Origin of the sequence: Tumebacillus flagellatus, from assembly GCF_000714935.1 — a bacterium.
GTDB classification, from domain to species: Bacteria; Bacillota; Bacilli; order Tumebacillales; family Tumebacillaceae; genus Tumebacillus; species Tumebacillus flagellatus.
The window spans coordinates 14,115-38,472 of sequence record NZ_JMIR01000034.1; the positions used below are offsets into that span (position 1 = coordinate 14,115).

Here is a 24,358-nt window from a genome sequence, read left to right on the forward strand (position 1 = left end):
TTTCGTACTTTACGATATGTGGAGGTGCGTGCGATGGTGCTTTTCCGAATAGGCAAAAAAACTGCAAAAGTTGGACTTGAATACTTATACATAGAGACGTATAATAACACATATGTTTATGGAGCAGTGACAAATGCTGCCCGGCAGGAGGGATTTTCGTTGAAAGGGTATCTGCTTTTAGAGAACGGACATCGGTTCAGTGGAGAGTTGATCGGATCGAACCGACGTGGGTACGGCGAAGTTGTGTTTCATACCGGCATGACGGGGTATCAGGAGATTTTGACCGATCCGTCGTACGCCAACCAAATCGTCGTCATGACGTATCCATTGATTGGGAACTACGGCATCAACGCGGACGACTTCGAGGCGAAGAAACCTTGGCTCACCGGGTTTGTCACGTCGGACGCTTGCACGAAACCGAGTCACAACGCTTGTGAAAAAACACTGCACGCCTATCTGGAGGAGCAAGGCATCGTGGGATTGACCGGCGTCGACACCCGGTCGCTCGTGCGCATGATCCGCCAGCACGGCAGTTTAAAAGGATATATCGTCCGCGCGGCGGAGGCCGACTTGCTGGAGGGAACGCTCTCCTACCCGAGCCTCCCGCGCGATCTCGTAAAAAAAGTCACCACCCCCGAGATCTACCAACACAGCATCGAAGGGGAGCACCACGTCGTGCTGCTCGATTTTGGAGCCAAAGCCAACATCGCCGACTCGCTCGCCGCGCACGGCTGCCGCGTGACGGTCGTCCCGTGCACCACGCCGGTGGAGATCATCCGGGCGCTGCAACCGGACGGCATCATGCTCTCCAACGGCCCCGGCGACCCGCAAGACAATCTCGACTTGCTTCCGGCAATCCGCGAACTCGGTGAGGAATTCCCGATCTTCGGGATCTGCATGGGTCACCAACTGCTGGCGCTCGCGTACGGTGCCAAGACGCTCAAGATGAAGTTCGGACACCGCGGCTCCAACCATCCGGTCAAAGACCTGCGAACCGGCAAAGTGTACATCACGTCGCAAAACCACGGCTACACGGTGGACGATGCGAGCCTGCCGAACACCTTGCGCGTGACGCACGTAAACGTCAACGACGGCACGGTGGAAGGCCTGCGCCATCACGCATTGCCCGTGTTCTCCGTTCAATATCATCCCGAAGCAGCGCCGGGCCCGGAAGACGCCCGCGAACTGTTCTTAGAATTCACCTCCAACATGAACGAAAGGAAGGGACACCGCCTTGCCTACGCTACCTAAAGGCTCGCTCCTGCTCGTCATCGGCTCCGGTCCGATCGTCATCGGGCAGGCGGCCGAATTCGACTACGCGGGCACGCAAGCCTGCAAATCTCTGCGTGAAGAGGGCTACCAAGTCGTCCTCGTCAACTCCAACCCCGCCACGATCATGACCGACCAAGGCGTGGCCGATAAAATCTACATCGAACCGCTGAACGTCTCGTCGCTCACCGAGATCATCCGCCGCGAACGTCCGGCGGGGCTCTTGGCAACGCTCGGCGGTCAGACCGCGTTGAACTTGGCGGTGGAACTCGCCGACGCCGGCGTCTTGGAAGAGTACGGCGTGCAACTGCTCGGAACGCCGCTCTCCTCGATTCAGCGAGCGGAAGACCGCCAGCTGTTCAAAGACCTCATGGAAGAGTTGGAGCAGCCGATCCCCGTTTCGGAAATCGTGCACACGATGGCGGAAGGCCAAGCGTTCTTGGAAAAAATCGGCCTGCCCGTGATCATCCGCCCGGCGTTCACGCTCGGCGGCACCGGCGGCGGGATCGCGTCGACGATGGAAGAGTTCGAGTCGATTCTCACCCGCGGCTTGAAGCAGTCGCCGATCGGGCAATGCTTGATCGAGCGCTCCATCCGGGGCTGGAAAGAGATCGAGTACGAAGTGATGCGCGACGCCAACGACACCTGCATCACGATCTGCAACATGGAGAACTTCGACCCGGTCGGCGTGCACACGGGCGACTCGATCGTCGTCGCGCCTTCGCAAACGTTGACCGACCGCGAATACCAGATGCTCCGAACGGCGGCGGTGCGCATCATCCGCGCGCTGAAGATCGAGGGCGGCTGCAACGTGCAGTTCGCGCTGCATCCGGAGAGCATGGACTACTGCGTGATCGAAGTCAACCCGCGCGTCTCGCGCTCCTCGGCGCTGGCGTCCAAAGCGACCGGCTACCCGATCGCCAAAATTGCCGCCAAGATCGCCGTGGGCCTGCATCTGGACGAGATTGTGAATCCGGTCACAGGCAAGACGTTCGCCGCGTTTGAACCGGCGCTCGACTACATCGTCGTCAAAGTTCCGCGCTGGCCGTTTGACAAGTTTCCGCAAGCCAACCGCGCGCTCGGCACGCAGATGAAAGCGACCGGCGAAGTGATGGCGCTGGGCCGCTCCTTTGAAGAAGGCTTGCAAAAAGCCCTCCGATCCTTGGAGATCGGCGTTGACGGCCTCGCGCTCGCACAAGTCCAAGAATGGACGAACGAAGAGCTCGTAACGTATCTGCAAAACGACCCTGACGACCGCCGGGTCTTCGCGTTTGCCGAAGCGTTCCGCCGCGGCTACAGCTTGGAAGACCTGCACGAATGGACGGCGGTCGACGAGTGGTTCCTCTACAAACTGCAAGACCTGATCGCCGAAGAGCAGGCGCTGACGCAGTTCGACGTGGGCACCCTCACGTCCGAACACCTCGCCCGCTTGAAAAAAATCGGCTTCGCAGACACCCGCATCGCCTCCCTGATCGGCACCAACGCCGACATGATCCGGGCGTTGCGCCACCAATACAACATCCGCCCGGCGTACACGCTGGTCGACACCTGCGCGGCAGAATTCGAATCGACGACGCCGTACTTTTTCTCGACCTACCACGGCGCGGGCGAACTTGTCCCGTCTGAAGGCCGCAAGAAAGCTCTCGTCCTCGGCTCCGGCCCGATCCGCATCGGCCAAGGCATCGAATTCGACTACTGCTCCGTACACGCGGTCTGGGCGCTGGAGCGCCTCGGCTACGAAACGGTAATTCTCAACAACAACCCGGAGACGGTGTCGACCGACTTTGACACCGCCGACCGCCTCTATTTTGAACCGCTGACCGTCGAGGACGTGCTCGAAGTGATCGACCTCGAAGGCGTGGAGCAAACGTTCGTCCAGTTCGGCGGACAGACCGCGATCAACCTCGCGGAAAAACTGCAACAGCGCGGGGTAACCATCGCCGGCACCACCACCGACGCGATCGACATCGCAGAAGACCGCGAGCGGTTCCGGACGTTTTTGCAAGAGCTGAACATCCCGCAATCGAACGGCGGCACCGCGATGGACACCGCTGGAGCGCTGCAAGTGGCGAACTCGATCGGCTATCCGGTCGTCGTCCGCCCGTCCTACGTGATCGGCGGTCGCGCGATGGCGGTCGTCTACGAGGACTCCGAACTGGAGCATTACATGAAACACGCAGCCGACGTTTCTTCCGGTCATCCGATCTTGATCGACCAATACCTCGCCGGGCGCGAAGTGGAAGTCGATGCGGTCTGTGACGGCGAGAACGTGCTGATTCCGGGAATCTTCGAACACATTGAACGCGCCGGCGTGCATTCCGGCGACTCGATGGCGGTCTACCCGCCGCAAGGGTTGACCCAGCAGGAAATCGACACGCTCGTCACCTACACGGAGCAGATCGCCAAAAACCTGCCCGTCGTCGGCTTGATCAACATCCAATACGTGCTGGTCAACGGCGAAGTGTACGTGCTGGAAGTCAACCCGCGCGCGTCGCGCACCGTTCCGATCATCTCCAAAGTCACGGGCGTCCCGCTCGTCGACCTCGCCGTCCGCGTACAGTGCGGAGAGAAACTCACGACGTGCGGATACGGCACCGGTCTCTACCCGGCGAAAGACTACGTGGTCGTCAAAGCCCCGGTCTTCTCGTTTGGCAAGATCACCGGCCTCGACATCCCGCTGGGCCCGGAGATGAAATCGACCGGAGAAGTGCTCGGCGTAGGCCAAACGTTTGCCGAAGCGCTCGCCAAGTCGTTTGTCGGCTCCGGCATCGCCCTGCCGAAACTTTCCGAGGACAACACCGCCAACGGGCTGTTCCTCTCGATTTCCGACCGCCTCAAGGAAGAATCGCTTCCGCTCTTGAAACGCTTCGCCGCATTGGGACTCGCGTTCTATGCAACTCCGTCGACCGCCGACTGGCTGAGCGGTAACGGCCTGAGCTGCACGTCCGTCTCCCGCGAGGAGGAAGCGGTGCAAGACCTGCTCAAGTCCGGCAACATCCAACTCGTGCTCAACCTGCCGACGCTCGGACACGACCCGTCGCGACTCGGCTACCGCATCCGCCGCTTCACCGTCGAGATGCGCATCCCGTGCCTGACCTCGCTCGATACGGCGGCCGCTTGGCTGCAATCGCTGGAATCGGGCTCAACCGATACGCCGCACCTCATGCACGCCTAAACCTGAGAAAACCGGAAACCCAAGGAGGGTAAAAACACCTATGGCGACGATTCCGCTTCAGCCGACAACCACCTGGCAACTGCCGAACTGGCAAGGACGCGACTTTCTCGATTTTGCCGATCACTCGGCCATCGACCTGCAAGACCTGCTGACTTTGGCGATCGATCTCAAAGAAAAGCAGAAACAAGGCATCCCGTTCCGTCCGCTCGCGGGCAAAACGCTCGGGATGATCTTTGAAAAAGCGTCGACCCGCACCCGCGTTTCGTTTGAAGTCGCGATGTACCAACTGGGCGGCCACGCGCTGTTTCTCTCTTCCTCCGACACGCAACTCGGTCGGGGGGAGCCGATTCCGGACACCGCGCAAGTGCTTTCGCGCTACGTCGACGGTCTGATGATCCGCACCTTCGGGCATGAAATCGTGACCGAACTGGCGCAGTATGCGTCGATTCCGGTGATCAACGGCTTGACCGATCTGCACCACCCGTGCCAAGTGCTCGCCGACATCCTCACGCTCTGGGAGAAAAAAGGCACGCTCAAAGGCCTCACCGTCACCTACATCGGCGACGGCAACAACATGGCGAACTCCTGGCTGGTGGCGGCTCCGAAATTCGGCATCAACCTGCGCATCGCCACTCCGCCGGGCTACGAATGCGACGCGGCGGTCGTCGAGCAAGCGAACAACCTCGCAGCGCAACACGGCACCTCGATCTTGCTGACCCACGATCCGGTGGAAGCGGTGCAAGGCACCGACATGATCTACACCGACGTCTGGGCGTCGATGGGCCAAGAACAAGAGCAGCAAGAGCGCATGAACCACTTTGCGGCGTACCAGGTCAACGAAGAGCTCGTCAAGCACGCCAAACCGGACTACCTGTTTATGCACTGCTTGCCCGCGCATCGCGGCGAAGAAGTGTCGGCGGGCGTGATCGACGGCCCGAACTCGGTGATTTTTGACGAAGCGGAAAACCGCCTGCACGTTCAGAAAGCGATTCTCGTCGCCACCATGGCCCCGTGATTTTTTTCTAAAAAACAGGGGTAGATTTTTTTTGCAAGTTGATGCATAATTATACCCGTTGATGCATTTTATATACAGACAACCTACAGACAACTTCCGAGTTGAGAGGAGAACCATACATGTCGAACAAAAAAGTCGTGCTCGCCTATTCCGGCGGGCTGGATACCTCCGTTGCGATCACCTGGCTGAAAGATCAAGGGTACGAAGTCATCGCGCTTTCCGCTGACGTCGGCGAAGGCAAAGACCTCGAATTCATCAAGAGCAAGGCCCTGCAAGTCGGCGCGACCAAGTCGTACATGGTTGACGCGCGCGATCTCTACGCCAAGGAATTCATCTTGCCGTCGCTGAAAGCAAACGCGCTCTACGAACACAAATATCCGCTTTCTGCTGCGCTCTCCCGTCCGTTGATCTCGCAATTGCTCGTGCAAGTCGCCGAGCAGGAAAACGCAGACGCGGTTGCGCACGGTTGCACCGGCAAGGGCAACGACCAGGTGCGTTTCGACGTATCGGTGACCGCTCTCAACCCGAACCTTGAAATCGTGGCACCGGTCCGCGAATGGGGCTGGAGCCGCGACGAAGAGATTGAATATGCCAAGAAAAACAACATTCCGATTCCGATCACGCTGGAAAACCCGTTCTCCACGGACGTCAACCTCTGGGGCCGTTCCTGCGAGTGCGGCGTGCTCGAAGATCCGTGGGCGGAAGCGCCGGAAGCGGCGTTTGAATGGACCGCAAGCATCGCCGACGCTCCGGACGAAGCGGAGTATGTCGAAATCGGTTTTGAAAAAGGCGTTCCCGTCTCCCTGAACGGTGAACAACTCGGTCTCGTCGAACTGATCGAGCAGCTGAACAAAATCGCGGGCGCACACGGCGTCGGCCGCATCGACCACGTGGAAAACCGTCTGATCGGCATCAAGTCCCGCGAAGTCTACGAAGCTCCGGCAGCACTCGTCCTGATCGCGGCACACCGCGAACTGGAAACGATCACCCTGCCGCGCGAAGTGTTCCACTTCAAACCGCAACTCGAACTGAAATACACCGAGCTCGTCTACAACGGCCTCTGGTTCTCGCCGCTGAAGAAAGCGATCGACTCTTTCATTGAAGAAACCCAAGCGACCGTCACCGGCTCCGTCCGCGTGAAGCTGTGGAAAGGCACGTTCCAACCGGTCGGCCGCAAGTCCGAGGAGTCCCTGTACGACCTCGACCTCGCCACCTACTCGCCGGACGATGCGTTCGACCACAACGCAGCGAAGGGCTTCATCAAGCTGTGGGGCTTGCCGACCAAAGTCTACTCCAAAGTGCAAGCGGGCAAAGGCAACACGCCGGCACTGGAAGCGGTGGAAGTGAAATGAAGCTCTGGGGCGGACGTTTCACCAAACCGACCAACGAATTAGTCGAACTCTACACCGCTTCCATCCCGTTCGACCAAAAGCTGGCGGCGCAAGACATTCGGGGGTCGCTCGCCCATGTGAAGATGCTCGGCGCCTGCGGAATCATTCCGCAGGCCGATGCCGAGACGATCGCAGCGGGGCTTGTCCAAGTGCAAGCGAAACTCGAACAGGGCGAACTTCACTTCTCCGTCGCGCACGAAGACGTGCACATGAACGTGGAGAAGCACCTGATCGACCTGATCGGCCCGGTCGGCGGCAAGCTGCACACCGGCCGTTCGCGCAACGACCAGATCGCCCTCGACATGCATCTTTATTTAAAGGAAGAAGTTGAGGAAATCGTCGGTCTGCTCTACCGGTTGGTGGAAGTGCTGACCGACAAAGCCGAGGAATACCTCGACGTGATCATCCCGGGCTACACGCACTTGCAGCGCGCCCAACCGGTGCTCTTGGCGCATCACCTGCTGGCGTACGTCGGCATGTTCCGCCGCGACATTGAACGCTTCGAGGACTCTTACAAGCGCATCGACATCATGCCGCTTGGTTCCGGCGCGTTGGCGGGGACGACGTTCCCGATCAACCGCGACAGGGTCGCCGAGGAACTTGGCTTTGCCCGCGTGTACGAAAACTCGATGGACGCGGTCAGCGACCGGGACTTCATCTTGGAGTTTTTGTCGAACGCGTCGATCCTGATGATGCACCTCTCGCGCTTCTGTGAAGAGTTGGTGCTGTGGTCGTCGACCGAGTTCTCCTTCGTGGAGCTTGACGACGCGTACTGCACCGGTTCCTCGATCATGCCGCAGAAAAAAAATCCCGACGTCGCGGAGTTGATCCGCGGCAAGACGGGCCGCGTCTACGGCGACCTGATCGGCCTCTTGACCGTGCTCAAAGGCCTGCCGCTGGCGTACAACAAAGACCTGCAGGAAGACAAAGAAGGCATGTTCGACACTGTCGACACGCTGAAACCGGGTCTGATGCTGTTCACCGGCATGATCGAAACTCTGCAAGTGCGCCGTGCGAACGTGGAACGCGCCGTGAAAGCCGACTTCTCGAACGCGACCGACCTCGCCGACTATCTCGTGCGCAAGGGACTTCCGTTCCGCAACGCGCATGAAGTGATCGGCAAACTGGTGTTGCAATGCATCGAGTCGGGCGTGTACCTCGCCGACTTGACGCTGGAGCAATACCAAGCCGCTTCCGAGCTCTTCGAGGCCGACCTCTTCGAAGCGCTCGACATCCGCAACGTCGTCAACGCCCGCAACTCCAAGGGCGGCACCGGCACCGAAAGTGTCAACGTGCAACTGGCAAACGTCCGCGAATGGCTGCAAGCCCAAAAGCAATAAGCAGTTCCAAGAAAAGCCGCGCCTCCCTGAACGCGGCTTTTTTTGTGATAAAGGGGAGAGCGCCGACAAACCCTACCAAGGAATACTGTGTAGGGGCGTGAACCGCATGAAACCAACGCTTTGTCTGCTCTTTCTCCTCCTGGCGGTCCCCGGCTGTTCGGAGAAAAGCCAAGTCTCCGACCCGGCGCACAATCAAATGAAACAACAAAACGGCGTGAAATTGAGCCTCACCCTCGACAAGCCCTCCTACGGGCCGCAAGACGAGATCCATGCGCACGTCGAAGCGGCAAACGACAGCACGGAGTCGGTCGACTACATCGGCTACAGCTCCTGCGATCCCGGCATCAGCGTCGCCTCGCTTGGTTACACCCGTGTAAAAAAAGCGGGCGAGCCCGACCTCTGCGCGGCGGTCGTCGTCCCGAAAACGCTGCCGCCAAGCCAAACGCTGGCGCTCGACGTGGTGTTGCGCCCGACGAAGCCCGCTTCTTCCGGCGCGCACACCGTCCGCGCCGTGTTTCAACGCGGGCAGAAGCGGGACGAGCATGTGGTGATCGATGTGCCTTTCACGGTGCCTTGACACACATTTGTCATCGGTCGTTAAAAATTGCTTATGGACGCAGGGCGGGTTTTTATATACACTACAAGAGAACGAATTTTCAGAGAGAGATTAAGAGAGATTTTCATGGGAGGTCACACGACGATGAAAAAACGCTGGTTGAAATCGCTTACCTACACCGCCTTGGGCGTCGGGCTCGTCATGACGACGGTTTTGACGGCAGGATGTGACACGGCAACTGTCTCCTCTGGAGACAAGGTCAAAGTGTACACGACGATGATGGCGGAATCCGATTTTGTGAAACAGATTGGCAAGGAACACGTGGTCGTGGATACTTGGGTGCCAAACGGAGTGAACGTGTGGCAATGGGCTCCGACGCTCGCGGATCAAAAGAACTTAGAGAGCGCGAACCTGTTCATCCGCAACGGCGTGAATGTGGAAGACCGCTACTGGAACGATGTGGAAACCAACATGAAGGAGAAGAACAAAGGTCTCCTGATCGTCGACGCTTCGAAGGGCATCGACAAGTTGGATCTCTTGGAATTCATCAACCCGGACGTCACTGACGAAGAGCGCAACAAGCCGCGCAAAGACCCGTACTACTACCTCGACCCGGTCAACGCCAAGAAGGAAGTGGACACGATCGAAGCGGCTCTGGAGAAAAAAGCTCCTTCTTATAAGGAAGACTTCAAGAAAAACGCCGAGGAGTACAAAAAACGCCTCGACGAACTCGACAAGCAGTACCGCGACACCCTCTCCAAAGTCAAGCACAAGGAAATCGTTTCGCCGTACCCGGCGTACCAATATCTCGCGAAAGAATACGGCTTGAAATACTACGTCCCGGACACGTTCACCGCCATGAAATTCCCGCAGGACGACGAAGCCAAGGGCAATGCCATCAAGGACGACCTCGCCAAGCACGACATCAAGGCGGTCTTCTTCCAACAGGAAGCAGCTCCGCGCGTTCAGGAATTCATGGGATGGATGGGCTACAAGTCCGGCATCTTGGAGTCGTATGAAGGCAAGCAGGACAAGACCTACATCGAAACGATGCAAGACAACCTCAATCAACTTGAAGCGGGTTTGAACCTCGAGTAAGACACGCGGCCAAACGCAAAACAGCACGCCCTGCCTGCGCGGGGTGTGCTGTTTTTTTCGGAACAGCAAATATCGTAACATTTCCGTTTTACAAATCCCTTGCAGAGGAGTATAGTTATCTGAGCGATACTTCGTAACGGTTCCGTTTTTTTGCGAGGAGGTTTGATCCATGGGGAAATGGTGGAAACTTGCAATGGGCGGCTTGCTGACCGCGAGCTTGTTTGCAGCAGGCTGTACCGACATCAACAACATGAGCAACGACAACAGCGTCGGCCCAAGCAAATTGCAGGTGGTCACGTCTTTTTATCCGATGTATGAGTTTGCCAAACAGGTCGGCGGCGACAACGTCGACGTGACGGTGCTCGTTCCGGGCGGCACGGAGCCGCACGATTGGGAACCGAAGCCGAAGGATGTCGCCAAAATCCAGGTCGCGGATGTGTTCATTTACAACGGGGCGGGGTTTGAGCAGTGGGTGGACAGCGTGCTCGGTTCGGTGACCTCGCAACACTTGGACGTGGTGGAAGCTTCCAAAGGCATTCAGCTTCTGGAGAGCAAGAACGACGACCACGAGGGGCACGAGAACGCGTTCAAATTGCAACTGCCTTCGGACAACATGGACCCGCACGTCTGGTTGGACCCGAGTTTGGCGATGAAGGAAGTCAACAACATTGCCGCCGCTTTTGTCAAAAAAGACCCGGCACACGCTGCCGAGTATAAGAAAAACGCTGCCGATTACAACGCACGGCTCGCCGATCTCGACGAAGAGTTCAAACAGGGCGTTGCCGAGAAGTCGCAGAAGGAATTCGTCACGTCGCACACGGCGTTCGGGTATCTGGCGAAGCGCTACGGCTTGACGCAAGTGCCGATCGCGGGACTTTCGCCTGAGCAAGAACCGAGTGCGTCGCAGATGAAAGACATCGTGGAGTTGGCGAAAGCGCACGGCGTGAAGAGGATCTTCTTTGAAACGCTGGCATCGCCGAAAGTGGCGGAAGCGGTGGCAAACGAAGTCGGCGCCAAGACCGGCGTGCTCAACCCGCTGGAAGGTTTGACAGAAGAAGAGAAAGCCCAAGGGCTTGATTATATCGGTGTGCAGAAGCAAAACCTTGCCGCGCTGAAAGAGGCGTTGTAAGGGTCGTTTTTTTGAAAATGGAATTTGGGAAAGCAAAGGAGAGAAGTCGAAGTGAAATTGGCCGAGATACGGGATGTGGTGTTCGGATATGGTCAGACGCCGGTATTGGATCGGTTAAACGTGCAAATTGGGACATCTGAATTCATCGGTCTGACCGGCCCGAACGGCGCGGCCAAGACGACGACGCTCAAACTGCTGTTGGGGCTGCTCCAACCGCAGCGCGGCCGAGTGGAACTGAATCCGACCGGGCCGAAAGGAAAACCGCTGGTGCTTGGGTATGTGCCGCAGAACATCGCGTCGTTCAACGCGGGGTTTCCGAGCACCGTCTATGAGTTGGTGCGTTCCGGGCTGTACACCCGCAAGCGGTGGTTCGGCCTGTTGCCGGCCGCGGAAGTGGCACGGGTGGAGCAGGTGTTGAAGCAAGTGGGCATGTGGGAATTTCGCAAGCGCAAGATCGGCGAGCTCTCCGGCGGCCAGAAGCAGCGCGTCTGTTTGGCGCGCGCTCTGGTGTTGGAACCCGATCTCCTGGTGCTTGACGAGCCGACGACGGGGATGGACGTGGAAGCGCGGAGTTCGTTTTACGATTTGATCACGCACCAAGTGCAGCATCACGGGCGCACGGTGTTGATGGTGACGCACGATTTGGAAGAGACGTTGCCGCGGTTGACGCGCTTGTTGGTGCTCGACAAGCGGATTCGCTTTGACGGTTCGCCGCAAGAGTTCCAAGAGCGGATGGATTTGCGGACGAACAACGTGACGTTGCCCCTGTACTGCTGTTACGACGACGAAGAGACGAAGCCGAGAGCGGCCGTGCAGGAAGGGGTGCTGTAACTGTGTTTGAGATGTTGCAATATGGATTTTTGCAGAACGCTTTTCTGGCCGGGATCTTGATTGCGCTGGTGGCGCCGGTGATCGGCGTCTACCTCGTGTTGCGTCGGCAGTCGTTGATGGCGGATACGCTTTCGCACGTCTCGCTTGCGGGCGTGGCGGTCGGGGCGCTGATCGGCGTGTATCCGATGGTGACGGCGATGGTGGCGGCGTTGATCGGAGCAATTTTGGTCGACACGCTGCGCCGGTCGTTTAAAGCGTACAGCGAGCTCTCGATTGCGATCTTGATGTCGGGCGGTTTGGCGTCGGCGGTGGTGTTGATGAGCTTCAACAAGGGAGCGAGCCGCGGGTTCACGTCGTATCTGTTTGGCTCGATCATCGCGGTGAGCCAGACCGATCTGCTGATCATGGCGGGAGTGGTCGTCCTGTGCGCGCTGTTCTTCTGGTTTTTCTGGCGTCCGATGTATGTGTTGACGTTTGATGAAGAGACGGCGCAAGTCAGCGGCATTCCGGCGAGAACGCTGTCGCTGGCGTTCTCGCTGCTGGCGGGACTCGTGGTGGCGACGGCGATGCCGATCGTCGGCGTGCTGCTGGTTTCGTCGCTGATGGTGTTGCCGGCGGCGATTTCGCTGCGAATTTCACGCGGCTTCACGATGACGATCTGGATCGCGGTGCTCACGGGGCTCGTGTCCGTTCTCGGCGGACTGACAGCCTCGTATCAACTCGACATCCCGCCGGGCGGGACGATCGTGCTGTTGCTGCTGGTGATTTTGGTCGTGGTGTTACTGGTGAAGCGGTTGTTCAGCAGAGCCGGCGCGGCGAGTGCCGGGACGGAACGGGAATTGGCAAATTAATTGGATGGCAAAGAGAACCCCTTTTCCGCGCTCAGTGGAGGAGAGGGTTTTTTTTTCACAGTCCCGACAAAAAATCCTCTGGGAAAAATCCACCAATCCGCAATTCTCTACAGGAAATGACAGAGGGGCGTCGAAACATGTAGGGTGGCGAGTTTCGACATCGTCTGTTCGGCTGTGTCCAACGAAATCAGACAGTAGAAAGTGGTGTGAACGATGATCGAAATGCACGACGTATGGAAGACCTATCCCAACGGCGCTGTAGCCCTGCAGGGCGTAAGCATCCGGATCGACAAGGGAGAGTTCGTCTATGTGGTCGGTCCCAGCGGCGCCGGCAAATCGACTTTTATCAAACTCATGTATCGTGAGGAACGTCCGTCCAAAGGTTCGATCTTTGTCAACGGATTTAACATCGAACGCCTCAAGGAGCGCAAGATTCCGTTGCTCCGCCGCCAGATCGGCGTTGTCTTCCAAGACTTCAAACTGCTCCCGAACAAGACCGTCAAAGAGAACGTCGCGTTCGCGCTTGAAGTCATTGAAGCCAGCCCCAAGAAAATCAAGTCCCGCGTCGCCGAAGTCCTCGAACTCGTAGGTCTTGGCGACAAAGCAAACGCTTTGCCAAACGAATTGTCCGGCGGTCAGCAGCAGCGCGTCTCCATCGCGCGCGCCCTGATCAACAACCCGTCCGTCATCATCGCGGACGAACCGACCGGCAACCTCGACCCCGACACCTCGTGGGACATCATGCGCCTGTTCGAGGAGATCAACAACCGGGGCACGACGATCGTCATGGCCACGCACAACAAAGAAATCGTCAACACGCTCAAAAAACGCGTCCTCGCCGTCGAGGGCGGGCAAATCGTCCGCGACCAGAAACGGGGGGTATACGGCTATGAAAATTAGAACGATCGGCCGCCACGGACGCGAAGGTCTTCGCAACCTCAACCGCAACGGTTGGATGACGTTTGCGTCTGTCTCCGCCGTCACCGTGACGCTTTTGTTGCTCGGTGTCTTTTTGATTCTCGCCTACAACGTACAGCTGTTCTCCCAGCAACTCGAATCTCAAGTCGAGATGAACGTCTACGTCAAGGAAAGCGCCACCCGCGCCGACGTCTTGGAGCTGGAACGCCAACTGAAGAGTCTCCCGGAGCTCGCCTCCGTCACCTATGTATCGAAGGAAACGGGCCTTGATCAACTGCGCGACAAACTCGCCGAAAACGCCAACCTTCTCGAAGGCTTGGACCAAGAAAACCCGTTGCCCGACAAGTTCATTCTCAAAGCGAAGGACCCGCAGACCATCGCCGCCGTCGCCCAAAAAGTCCAAACCTTGCCGCTCGTCGACAAAGTCAACTACGGCAAAGAGACCGTGGAGAAGATGTTCAAGGGCATCAACATCGTCCGCAACGCCGGCGGGGTGTTCGTCGTCGGCCTCTGCTTCACGGCGCTGTTCTTGATCTCCAACACGATCAAAGTCACGATCTTCGCCCGTCGACGCGAAATCGAGATCATGAAGCTGGTCGGTGCCACCAACTGGTTTATCCGCTGGCCGTTCTTGATCGAAGGTTTGTTGATCGGCGTCTTCGGCGCGCTGGTGCCGACTGCGCTGATCTCGTTTGGCTACCAATACGTGCTCAGCAACTATCCGGGGTTCATGTACTTCACGTTTGCTCCGGCGAGCCTCGTATACTCGGTCGCGGCGATTCTGGTCTCCATCGGAGCTTTGATCGGCATGATCGGTTCTGTCATGTCGATCTCTCGTTTCTTGCGAATTTAAGTATCTCTACTTGAGGGAAGGGGATAGTTGGATGCAAGCTCGCAAGTCTCGTATTTTGGTCGTCGGCCTGTCGACGGCCGCCGTGTTGGCGCTGATTTTTCCGTCGGCCGGTTTTGCCGACATCAACGACCTGAAATCTCAGCAGCAGCAACAACAGCAACAACTCGATGCCGCCAGACAACGCGAACAAGAAGCCAAACAGAAAAAAGACCAGATCCAAGGCCAGATTCAAGTCAACGCGAACGACATCGACAAACTTGCAGCCGACATCGACGCCAAGGAGAGCGAGATCGCCAAACTCCAAAGCTCGATTTTCACGAAAAACCAAGAGATTCAAACCACCGAAGGCAAACTCGCCGAAGCACAGGCGCGCGTCAAGGAACGCGACAAAGTCCTCAAGTCGCGCCTCAAGATGATGTATGAGCAAGGCGAAGTGCAATACCTCGACGTGCTGCTGAACGCCACATCGTTTTCCGACTTTCTCGACCGCTTTGACGCGCTCGCCGTCATCTACCAGCAGGACACGGAAATCCTCAAGCGAAACAAAGCCGACCGCGACACGATCGCCGCGACCAAGCAAAAGCTCGAGGACGACCGCAACACGCTGACGGCGATGAAGACGCAGCAAGTGGAGCAAAAAGCCTCGCTCGACTCTCTCAAAGCACAAAAAGTCGCGCTCAACCAACAACTGGAGAGCGACAAATCCGCGCAAGAGCGCATCGAGCAGGAGTCGCAAGCGATTCAAGACCAAGCGATCAAGCAAATCTACGCGCTGTCTCAACAGATTTCAGCGGAACAGAACAAACAAAACACCACGCCGGCGCAATCGTCCGGCGGGCAGACGCACGGCGGTCCGTTCATTTGGCCGCTGCCGGGCATTACTTTGATCACCGACGAATTCGGCGACCGAATCGACCCGTTCACGGGCCAGCGCATGGGCCACAACGGGATGGACATCGCGGGTCCGCAGGGCACGACCGTCGTCGCGGCGCAATCCGGCAAAGTCATCACCGCCGGATGGGTCAACGGGTTTGGCAACTGCATCATCATCGATCACGGCGGCGGTCTCTGGTCGCTGTACGGGCATCTGATGAACGGGGGCATCCTCGTCTCCGTCGGCCAGCAAGTCACGCAGGGCGACGCGATCGGCAAGGAAGGCTCCACCGGGCGTTCCACCGGGCCGCACTTGCACTTTGGCGTCTATGAAAACGGAGAGGTTGTCAATCCGCGCAAATATCTCTAGCCGGAGTGTCATATACTAAAGCAGATTTGGACAAAGGTGGTGCAAGCGGGAAGATGTACATCAAGGGACGTACCCTGATCATTGGGCTGGTTGTGTCTTTGGTCTTGAGCAGCGGCTTGACCGTGATCGGCTTAAACGCGACCGGCCATCTGACGAAAGCGAGCGACAGCGCAACGCCGGCCGTCACCGACGCCGAGTTCAACAAACTGGTCGACGCATACGGCACGCTCAAGAAAAGCTACTACCAAGACGTGAAGGACGACACGCTCCTCAACGGTGCGATCGACGGCATGGTCAAGTCGCTCGACGACCCGTACTCCACGTACATGAGCCCGACGGAAGCGAAAGACTTCCAAGAGAATATCTCGTCTTCGTTTGAAGGCATCGGCGCGGAAATCAAGTCTGAGGACGGCAAGATCGTCGTCGACGTTCCGATCAAGGGCGCGCCGGCGGAGAAAGCCGGCATCAAGCCGAACGACCGCATCCTCTCCGTGGACGGCAAGAGCTTGACGGGGATGAAAGTCACGGAAGCGGTCACCTACATCCGCGGCAAAAAAGGCTCCAAAGCCGAACTCGTCATCGAGCGTCCGGGTGAAACCGGGCAGTTGAACATCAGCGTCGTGCGCGACACGATCCCGCTCGACACCGTCAAAGGCGAGATGCTCGACGACGGCATGGCGCGCATCACGATGAGCAAGTTTGCGGAAACGACCGCCGACGAGTTCAACAAGTCGCTGACCGAATTGAAGGGCAAAGGCATGAAAGGTCTGATCCTCGACCTGCGCCAAAACCCGGGCGGACTGCTCGACGTCTGCGTGCAGATCGCCAACCAACTGGTGCCCGATCAGAAGCTGATCCTCCAAGTCGAGGACCGTTCCGGGCAGAAGGAAGTCTACCGCTCCAAGCACGGCAAAGCGGACTTCCCGGTCGTCGTGCTGGTCGACGGCGGTTCCGCATCGGCGGCGGAAATTCTCGCCGGCGCGCTCAAGGAATCGGGCAACTTCCCGCTGGTCGGGGAGAAAACGTTCGGCAAAGGCACCGTGCAAACCACGAAGTCGTATAACGACGGTTCGAACATCAAATACACGATGGCGAAATGGCTGACCCCGGACGGCAACTGGATTCACAAAAAAGGCATCGAGCCGGACTACAAAGTAGACCTGCCCGAGTACGCCGACCTGCCGTACCTCGACCCGGACAAAGAACTGAAGCCGGACACGTTCTCCAACGAAGTGAAAACGGCGCAAATCATGCTGGAAGCGCTCGGTTACCAGCCGGGCCGCAAGGACGGATTCTTTGATGACAAGACCAAACAAGCGGTTGTCGCGTTCCAGAAAGTCCAGAACCTCGAAGCGGACGGCGTGATCAAAGGCAAGACCACCAGCAAGATGATCGAGCTTCTGCAAAAGAAAATTCAAGACAACGACACGCAGCTCGACAAAGCCAAGCAGGTCCTCCGTAAAATGTTGCCATAGGAAGGATTGAAGGCGGATTGTGTCGAAGTAAGTACCCGGCGAACCAGCACAGGTTCCAACCGGGTACTTTTTTTGTAAAAGAGCCCTTTTGACAACAAGAATAAGGGAGGAGTGCGAATGACAGAGCTGTCTTTCTTGACCGAGATCCTCGACGGGCTTGCCCAAGTCTTGGCGCATCCTCTATTCTACGTGGCGATTCTGCTGATCGTGTTGCAGTACAGGCGGCAGAATTCCATGGAGCGCCGGATGTTTGGCGTGCGATGCTCGTCGTTGGCCGATCAAGTGCTCCGTTCCATCCTCTACGGGGTCGGCGGCGGGCTGCTCGCGACGTTCTTGATGACGGTCATCGGCGTCGTGCTCTCTCCGGTTGACATGACGTATGTGTGGGTCGTGGCGTTGGTGTTGGCGCTCGTCAACGTGCGCTACACGTGCTTTGCCTACGCAGGCGGTTTGCTCAGCCTCGTTAGCTTGATTTTGAACGCCTTGCCGACGCTGATGTCGGGGCCGGATTGGCTGCTTGGAATCTACGATGACTTGAAGCAGTTGCACGTTCCGGACCTGATGGCGTTGGTGGCGATTTTGCACCTCGTGGAAGCGATTCTGGTTCGCCTGCACGGGGATCACGCGCCGCTGCCGGTGTTTGTGCCCGGCAAGCGCGGACGCTTGGTCGGCGGGTTCGTCCTCCAGAAATTTTGGGTGATCCCGATGGCGGCGTTTGTCGTGACGGGCGTGCCGGACAGCGTGTTGCACACGCCGTCGTGGTGGCCCCTGATGTCGCTTGGCGGCTTGGGTATTGGCGCGGGCTTGCAGATTGTGCCCGTCCCGGCGATCTTGGGTTATTCCGGGGCGGCGCTGACCAAGACGCCGCAACAGACGTCCAAGCACACGTCGCGTTGGCTTCTGGCCTACAGCGTGGTGCTGCTCGGACTTGCCGTCGGCAGTTCCTATGTGTCGGCTCTCGCTTGGGTCGCGGCGGTGTTTTGTCCGATCGTGCATGAGCTGTTGATCCTCCGGGAGATGCGCGGCGAACAGAGCGGGCATCCGATCTACGTGAAGCCTTTGCAAGGATTGAAGATTCTCTCGATCCTGCCGAAAAGCCCGGCGAAGGAAATGGGTCTCCTGCCGGGCGAGACGATCCTCAAAGTAAACGGTACACCGGTGAACTCACCTTATGATTTGCATTTTGCGCTCAACCAGAATCCCGCGTATGCCAAGCTCGAATTGTTGAGGCCGGACGGCGAAGTTCGATTTGCCAACACGGCGATCTATACGGGCGACCACCACATGCTGGGGGTCATCCTCGTGCCGGATGACAACGCGCGGCAATATGTCCGCCTCGGCACCGTCTCTCCCTGGGCATGGCTGTGGGAGCGGATGAGAGGAAGTAAGCAGACGCACTCGAATTATCACGAACATTCCTAGAAAGAGAAGAGAAAGTGGAGGACTCGTCATGGACATTACCACACTGCTTGGTTTGCTGATCGGCATTGGGGGCTTGTTAGGCGGCTTTATGGCTGAGGGAGGCGAACTGGGTGCGCTCTTATCCCCGACCGCTGCACTGATCGTATTCGGCGGGACGTTCGGCGCGGTCATGCTGGCAACGCCGATGGAGCAGCTGAAGGAACTGCCGAAGATTTTGAAGGTCGCGTTTACCTACAAACCGAAAGACCCGATGGATACGATCACCGAATTGGTGTCGCTGGCGACCACGGCGCGCCGCGAAGGCATCTTGGCGCTCGAAGAGAAGATCGAGACGTATGACGACGAATTTTTTAAGAACGGCATCCGCCTCGTCGTCGACGGCGTCGACCCGGACCTCGTGCGCAGCATGCTGGAAACTGAGCTTTCGTTTATCGAATCCCGTCACGAGAAAGGCGCGCAACCGTTCGAGCAAGCGGGCGGCTTTGCACCGACGATGGGGATTATCGGGACCGTTATGGGTCTCGTGCACGTGCTTGGCAACCTTTCGGACGTCAACGCTTTGGGCCCGCAGATCGCAACTGCATTTATCGCTACTTTGTACGGCGTGGCCTCTGCGAACGTCGCCTACTTGCCGATTGCCACCAAGCTGAAGAACCGCACCAAGCAAGAAGTGTTGATTCGCGAACTGATGATCGAAGGCATTCTGTCGATTCAAGCGGGCGAGAACCCGAACATCCTCGGACAGAAGCTCAAGGCGTTCCTGGCGCCGAAGCTGCGTGATCCTAAGGCAGAGGTAGGGGAAGCGAATGTCGAGTCGGCGTAAGAAAAACCACGGCGGAAGTCACGAGAACCACGAGCGTTGGCTGATCACGTATTCCGACTTGATCACCTTGCTCATGATCTTCTTCGTCATCATGTACGCCATGTCGCAAATCGACCAATCCAAATTTGATTCGCTCTCGGTGTCGCTCAACAAAGCCCTCAATGCGAACAACCAGATTCAGTTGCAGTCGATGGGCAATTCGGGATTGGTTTCCAAACGCCCGGAGTCGGACACCAAGAATAAGACGCCCGACCAACAGAAGCAAGCAGCGGCCGCACAGCAGGAACAAGCGAACCTCCAGGACGTCAAGAAGAAACTTGAGCAGTTCATCCAGCAAAACGGCCTCGGCGGTCAGATCAACGTCTTGGAAAACGCCAAGGGCGTGCAGATTACGCTGTCCGATGCCGCGCTGTTTGACTCCGGCGAAGCGGTGCTGAAACCGCAGGCGCAGAAACTGCTCGGCGGCCTGTCGCCGTTCCTCGGTGTCTTGGAAAACGAGATCGCCGTCGAGGGGCACACCGACAACGTGCCGATCACCTCGGGCAAGTTCCCGTCGAACTGGGAACTCTCGTCGCAACGGGCGATCAACGTGTTGCATTTCTTCGAAAGCACGGGGGTTGGGCACCAACGACTGCACTCCGTTGGCTATGCGGACACGGTGCCGCTGGTCGAGAACGATTCGGACGAGCACCGTTCGCAAAACCGTCGGGTGAACATCATCATCATGCGCAAGTATCCGATGCAGTCGATTTCGCCGCTGGACCCGCAAGCTGTTCAAAACTAAATGCCGATTTTCAAAAAAAGGTGAGAGCCGATGCGGACTCTCACCTTTTTTACGTATGTACGTTCGCTTTCGTGTTATAATGGACGGTGATAGAAATGGAGGTGCCGCACCGATGGAACGTGAAGACATTCAATTCAAACTGGCATCCGAATACGAACCGCGCGGGGACCAGCCGAAAGCGATTGCGCAACTCGTTGAGGGGCTGCAGCAAGGGACCAAACACCAGACTTTGCTGGGGGCCACGGGGACCGGCAAGACGTTCACGATGGCAAACGTCATCGCGCAAGTGAACAAACCGACCCTGATCATGGCACACAACAAAACCCTCGCGGCTCAACTGCACGCCGAGTTCAAGGAGTTTTTCCCGGACAACGCGGTGGAGTACTTTGTTTCCTACTATGACTACTACCAACCGGAAGCGTACATCCCGTCTTCCGATACTTTTATTGAGAAAGACGCGAAGATCAATGACGAGATCGACAAACTGCGCCACAGCGCCACGATGGCGTTGTTGGAGCGCCGAGACGTCATCGTCGTCGCGTCGGTGTCTTCGATCTACGGCTTGGGTTCGCCGGAGGAGTACTCCAAGTTCGTGCTCTCGCTGCGTCCCGGCATGGAAAAGCCGCGCGACGAAGTGCTGCGCCGACTCGTGGATATGCAATACGAGCGCAACGACATCAACTTCACGCGCGGGACGTTCCGCGTGCGCGGCGACGTGGTGGAGATCTTCCCGGTATCACGCTCGGAGCAAGCGGTGCGGGTGGAGTTTTTTGGCGACGAAATCGACCGCATCACCGAAGTGGACACTGTCACCGGTGAGATTCTCGGCACGCGCAGCCACGTTTCGATCTACCCGGCGTCTCACTTTGTCACGTCGGGCGATAACTTGACACGCGCCGTGTCCGACATTCGCGCGGAGTTGGAAGCGCGTTTGGAAGAGCTGCGCGAGGCGGGCAAACTGCTGGAAGCGCAGCGTCTGGAGCAGCGCACGAACTACGACATTGAGATGATGCTGGAGATCGGGTTCTGCTCCGGCATCGAGAACTACTCGCGCCATATGGAGGGTCGTCCGGAGGGTTCCTGCCCGAGCACGCTGTTCGACTTCTTCCCGGAAGACTTTCTGCTGATCATCGACGAGTCGCACGTGACCGTTCCGCAGATCGGCGGCATGTTCAACGGCGACCAAGCGCGCAAGAACATGCTCGTTGAGCACGGCTTCCGTCTGCCCTCGGCGAAGGACAACCGCCCGATGAAGTTCGCGGAGTTTGAGTCCAAAGTCAACCAAGCGATCTATGTTTCCGCTACGCCGGGCGACTACGAGAACAACCACAGCACGCAGGTCGTCGAGCAGATCATCCGCCCGACGGGCTTGCTCGATCCGGTGGTGCACGTGCGTCCGATCAAGGGGCAGATCGACGACTTGGTCGGCGAGATCAACCAGCGCATCGCCAGGGACGAGCGCGTGTTGGTCACCACGCTGACGAAGAAGATGTCGGAGGACCTCACCGACTACCTCAAGGAGTTGGGGATGAAAGTGCGTTACCTGCACTCCGACATCAAGACGATCGAGCGGATGATGATCTTGCGCGACTTGCGGTTGGGCGTGTTCGACGTGCTGATCGGGATCAACTTGCTGCGGGAAGGCTTGGACTTGCCGGAGGTGTCGCTGGTGGCGATCCTCGACGCGGACAAAGAAGGGTTCCTGCGCGCGGAACGTTCGCTGATCCAGACGATTGGACGCGCGGCGCGCAACGCGGGCGGCGAAGTCATCATGTACGCGGACAAAATCACGAAGTCGATGGACATCGCGCTCAAAGAAACGGAACGCCGCCGCAAGATCCAGATGGAGTTCAACGAGAAGCACGGCATCACCCCGCAAACGGTCAACAAAAAAGTCCGCGACGTCATCGAAGCGGTCACCACCGCGGAGAAGGAATCGTTCATCGTCGAGAAGGGCGTCGACAAAATGTCCAAGAAAGACCGCGAAGAACTGATCCTGAAGCTTGAACAAGAGATGAAGGAAGCCGCCAAAGCGCTGCAGTTCGAACGCGCCGCGGAGCTTCGCGATATTATTTTGGAGCTGAAAGCTTCCTAATGAAGAAGAAGTATGAAAGGCCCTGTTGCAGCTTCGAAGACAGGGCCTTTTTTCTCAACATGTAATGAATCATAATGAGAGTATACGGAGGAACTTATGGCAGAGAAATTAGCCAATGACGAGAAAAAAACGTTCATAAAAAGTATTAATTTTGAAAATTATCGTGGTTTTAAAAATAAACATGTGCTCAGTTTGGCTGATTTCGGACAAGTGACGTTTTTATCAGGAGCAAATAACTCAGGGAAGTCGTTGATAGCGAGATTGTTTTCTATTTTTCAAGGTCATGAACAATTCCCAAGAGGTGATTTATCCAAAGTTTCATTAAGAATGGATAATTTTAGTGACAAGGACTATCATGAGTTTGATTCTAGTGAAGCTATCAAAATATCGTTTGAAATAGACTGTTCAGCATTAGGGTATCTAAGTAACGATTTTTTGAGATCATGGATAAACAGGATGAATGGGAAGATATTTTATAATTTCACGATCATGAATAACTTAGGGAATATCTTCTGCTATATGTCCGTGGGTGACGGAAAAACAGAAACTCATTATTTCAATAAAGTTTCGCACAAGGTTGTTTATAACGAGGACTTCTCTATGGATTTTGATGAACGGGATGCTTATGAATTTTACAATACTTTGTACCACGAAATACGTGAAAGAGTTCTTGTCTTCGATTCAATTCGTTCTTTTGACCGTGAATCTAATCGGTCATTCTCTATTAGCGGAGGAGAATTACTAAAGTGGTTGAGGACTAGAAAAAATCATGGTGACATTCGGAAAGCGAAAGAACAAGTAAGCCACTGGTTACTTGAGTTAGGGCTAGAAGTTCCAAGGGCTGTTCGAGTGGATGACGAAGATGATTTATTGTTGTTCACGTTTGAAAATCATCTAGAACTTTCTTCAGAAGAAATTGGAACGGGCTATACAATGCTTTACATACTCCTTATGGAGATTGCACGGAGCAAGAAACAATTGATCCTAATCGATGAAATCGAAAGTCATCTACAACCGGGTCTGATTCGAGCCTTGCTGAAAATCATTCGTAATCAAACAGGGGTCCAATTTGTATTGGCTACGCACTCGCCGGCTGTCATGGAGGCAGCAACTGCAGGGGACTATATCTACCGTTTCCAAAAAGAGAACGGGCAGTGCACCTTCGAAGGTTTCTTCCGGAGTAAGAAAGGAAATAGCAGGGAAGCAAAAATGATGCGTTCTGTCTTTGACGACTTGGGAGTAATCCCAGGAGATGCACTTTTAAGCAACGCGGTCATCTGGGTTGAAGGTCCTTCGGAAAAACTTTGGGTAAGGGCTTGGTTGAAGACTTATTTTGAAGTGTATAGGAAAAAGCATAAGATAAAAGGATCGCTACTCGAAGGTCTGCATTATTCAATCCTTATGACGGGTGGAAGTCTAATTAAAAATTACTCGTTTTCTGAAAAAGAGATATCCCACGAGGATTACAAAGTTGATGATCAACTACATGTATTAAGAGTGAATCCAAATCCGTTTGTCATGATCGATTCCGATAATGCAGAAGCTGGATCTAAAAAACGTTTGCGCAATCTAAGGATTGCACAGGAATTGAATGATCAGAATGGCCAGTCTCAACTTTTCACGAATAAAGTGTGGGAGGAGGGGGAGCTAGAATTTCATTTGGAAGAGATCCCGAACTTTTGGTTGCTAAAAGGGCGGGAGTTGGAGAACTACGCGCATCCGCAACTAGTAAAGGAATTTTATAAAAGGCTGTGCGAAAAGAGTCCGAAAGTCAAAAATGTCACAACCTTAAGTGACTCAGATTGGGATGTATACTCAGCCTCGGACGGTGCAGGAAGTATTCTAAGTGAGCGCGGTCTGACGGGAGTCGATGCCCCAAGCGGGACGCTGAAACACAAGAACGAGTTGGCACAATTTGTGTATCAAAATTTAGAGGCCGATCATTTCACCTTGGACGGCAAGACCCCAGCCCCAAATCCCGAGATGATCACCGACCTTACCTACCAATTAGAAAAAATGATCCGCTACATCCTCCGCGTCAACAACATGTTGCCTGACCCTCCTGCAACTCCAACTGAGTAACTCCTTGG

19 protein-coding genes are annotated in these 24,358 nt (G+C 56.4%); all 19 read left to right on the forward strand.

Going from position 1 to position 24,358, the window contains the following annotated elements:
* The first annotated feature begins 159 nt into the window (after nucleotides 1–159).
* The 19 genes from EL26_RS18785 (at nucleotide 160) to EL26_RS18875 (ending at nucleotide 24,350) form a co-directional block, all read left to right on the forward strand.
* Complete coding sequence (locus tag EL26_RS18785; RefSeq protein ID WP_038092617.1) at nucleotides 160–1,251, forward strand: carbamoyl phosphate synthase small subunit; 1,092 nt, start codon at nucleotides 160–162, stop codon at nucleotides 1,249–1,251.
* Nucleotides 1,235–4,444: a carbamoyl-phosphate synthase large subunit gene (gene carB, locus EL26_RS18790; RefSeq protein WP_038092620.1), complete on the forward strand. Its 3,210-nt coding sequence runs from the start codon at nucleotides 1,235–1,237 to the stop codon at nucleotides 4,442–4,444. The genes EL26_RS18785 and carB overlap by 17 nt, the downstream gene beginning before the upstream one ends.
* A 40-nt stretch (nucleotides 4,445–4,484) precedes the next feature.
* Nucleotides 4,485–5,459 (forward strand): ornithine carbamoyltransferase, encoded by a 975-nt coding sequence (gene argF, locus EL26_RS18795; RefSeq protein WP_052036569.1) that lies wholly within the window; start codon nucleotides 4,485–4,487, stop codon nucleotides 5,457–5,459.
* Nucleotides 5,460–5,578: 119 nt separating this feature from the next.
* Complete coding sequence (locus tag EL26_RS18800) at nucleotides 5,579–6,811, forward strand: argininosuccinate synthase (protein WP_038092622.1); 1,233 nt, start codon at nucleotides 5,579–5,581, stop codon at nucleotides 6,809–6,811.
* A complete protein-coding gene (argH, locus tag EL26_RS18805; protein WP_038092625.1) occupies nucleotides 6,808–8,190 on the forward strand; it encodes an argininosuccinate lyase in 1,383 nt (460 codons plus the stop codon). The genes EL26_RS18800 and argH overlap by 4 nt, the downstream gene beginning before the upstream one ends.
* Nucleotides 8,191–8,296: 106 nt before the next feature.
* Entirely contained in the window at nucleotides 8,297–8,767 is a 471-nt protein-coding gene (locus tag EL26_RS18810; RefSeq protein ID WP_038092628.1) for a hypothetical protein, read from the forward strand.
* Between the two features lie 123 nt (nucleotides 8,768–8,890).
* The gene (locus EL26_RS18815) at nucleotides 8,891–9,844 is read left to right on the forward strand and encodes a metal ABC transporter substrate-binding protein (protein ID WP_038092631.1); all 954 of its coding nucleotides are present in this window, start codon (nucleotides 8,891–8,893) and stop codon (nucleotides 9,842–9,844) included.
* A 169-nt stretch (nucleotides 9,845–10,013) separates the two neighbouring features.
* Entirely contained in the window at nucleotides 10,014–10,973 is a 960-nt protein-coding gene (locus EL26_RS18820) for a metal ABC transporter substrate-binding protein (RefSeq protein WP_038092634.1), read from the forward strand.
* Nucleotides 10,974–11,024: 51 nt separating this feature from the next.
* Nucleotides 11,025–11,804 carry a metal ABC transporter ATP-binding protein gene (locus tag EL26_RS18825; protein ID WP_081857332.1) on the forward strand — a complete coding sequence of 260 codons (780 nt, stop codon included), beginning with the start codon at nucleotides 11,025–11,027 and terminating at the stop codon, nucleotides 11,802–11,804.
* Between the two features lie 11 nt (nucleotides 11,805–11,815).
* Nucleotides 11,816–12,655, forward strand: a complete 840-nt coding sequence (locus tag EL26_RS18830) for a metal ABC transporter permease (protein ID WP_052036576.1) — start codon at nucleotides 11,816–11,818, stop codon at nucleotides 12,653–12,655.
* A gap of 213 nt (nucleotides 12,656–12,868) precedes the next feature.
* Nucleotides 12,869–13,555, forward strand: coding sequence for a cell division ATP-binding protein FtsE (gene ftsE / locus EL26_RS18835; protein WP_038092635.1), 687 nt, complete (start codon nucleotides 12,869–12,871; stop codon nucleotides 13,553–13,555).
* Complete coding sequence (gene ftsX, locus EL26_RS18840) at nucleotides 13,545–14,426, forward strand: permease-like cell division protein FtsX (RefSeq protein ID WP_038092638.1); 882 nt, start codon at nucleotides 13,545–13,547, stop codon at nucleotides 14,424–14,426. The genes ftsE and ftsX overlap by 11 nt, the downstream gene beginning before the upstream one ends.
* Before the next feature lie 31 nt (nucleotides 14,427–14,457).
* Nucleotides 14,458–15,669 carry a murein hydrolase activator EnvC family protein gene (locus tag EL26_RS24075; RefSeq protein WP_052036570.1) on the forward strand — a complete coding sequence of 404 codons (1,212 nt, stop codon included), beginning with the start codon at nucleotides 14,458–14,460 and terminating at the stop codon, nucleotides 15,667–15,669.
* A gap of 53 nt (nucleotides 15,670–15,722) precedes the next feature.
* The gene (locus EL26_RS18850; RefSeq protein WP_081857333.1) at nucleotides 15,723–17,144 is read left to right on the forward strand and encodes a S41 family peptidase; all 1,422 of its coding nucleotides are present in this window, start codon (nucleotides 15,723–15,725) and stop codon (nucleotides 17,142–17,144) included.
* Nucleotides 17,145–17,261: 117 nt separating this feature from the next.
* Nucleotides 17,262–18,566 (forward strand): PDZ domain-containing protein, encoded by a 1,305-nt coding sequence (locus tag EL26_RS18855; RefSeq protein ID WP_052036572.1) that lies wholly within the window; start codon nucleotides 17,262–17,264, stop codon nucleotides 18,564–18,566.
* A gap of 28 nt (nucleotides 18,567–18,594) precedes the next feature.
* Nucleotides 18,595–19,389, forward strand: a complete 795-nt coding sequence (locus EL26_RS18860; protein ID WP_038092644.1) for a flagellar motor protein — start codon at nucleotides 18,595–18,597, stop codon at nucleotides 19,387–19,389.
* Nucleotides 19,373–20,173 (forward strand): flagellar motor protein MotB, encoded by an 801-nt coding sequence (locus EL26_RS18865; RefSeq protein WP_052036573.1) that lies wholly within the window; start codon nucleotides 19,373–19,375, stop codon nucleotides 20,171–20,173. Before EL26_RS18860 ends, EL26_RS18865 begins: the two co-directional genes overlap by 17 nt.
* 112 nt (nucleotides 20,174–20,285) lie before the next feature.
* Nucleotides 20,286–22,268, forward strand: coding sequence for an excinuclease ABC subunit UvrB (gene uvrB, locus EL26_RS18870; protein ID WP_038092649.1), 1,983 nt, complete (start codon nucleotides 20,286–20,288; stop codon nucleotides 22,266–22,268).
* A 96-nt stretch (nucleotides 22,269–22,364) separates the two neighbouring features.
* Nucleotides 22,365–24,350 carry an ATP-dependent nuclease gene (locus EL26_RS18875; protein WP_052036574.1) on the forward strand — a complete coding sequence of 662 codons (1,986 nt, stop codon included), beginning with the start codon at nucleotides 22,365–22,367 and terminating at the stop codon, nucleotides 24,348–24,350.
* Nucleotides 24,351–24,358: the final 8 nt, after the last annotated feature.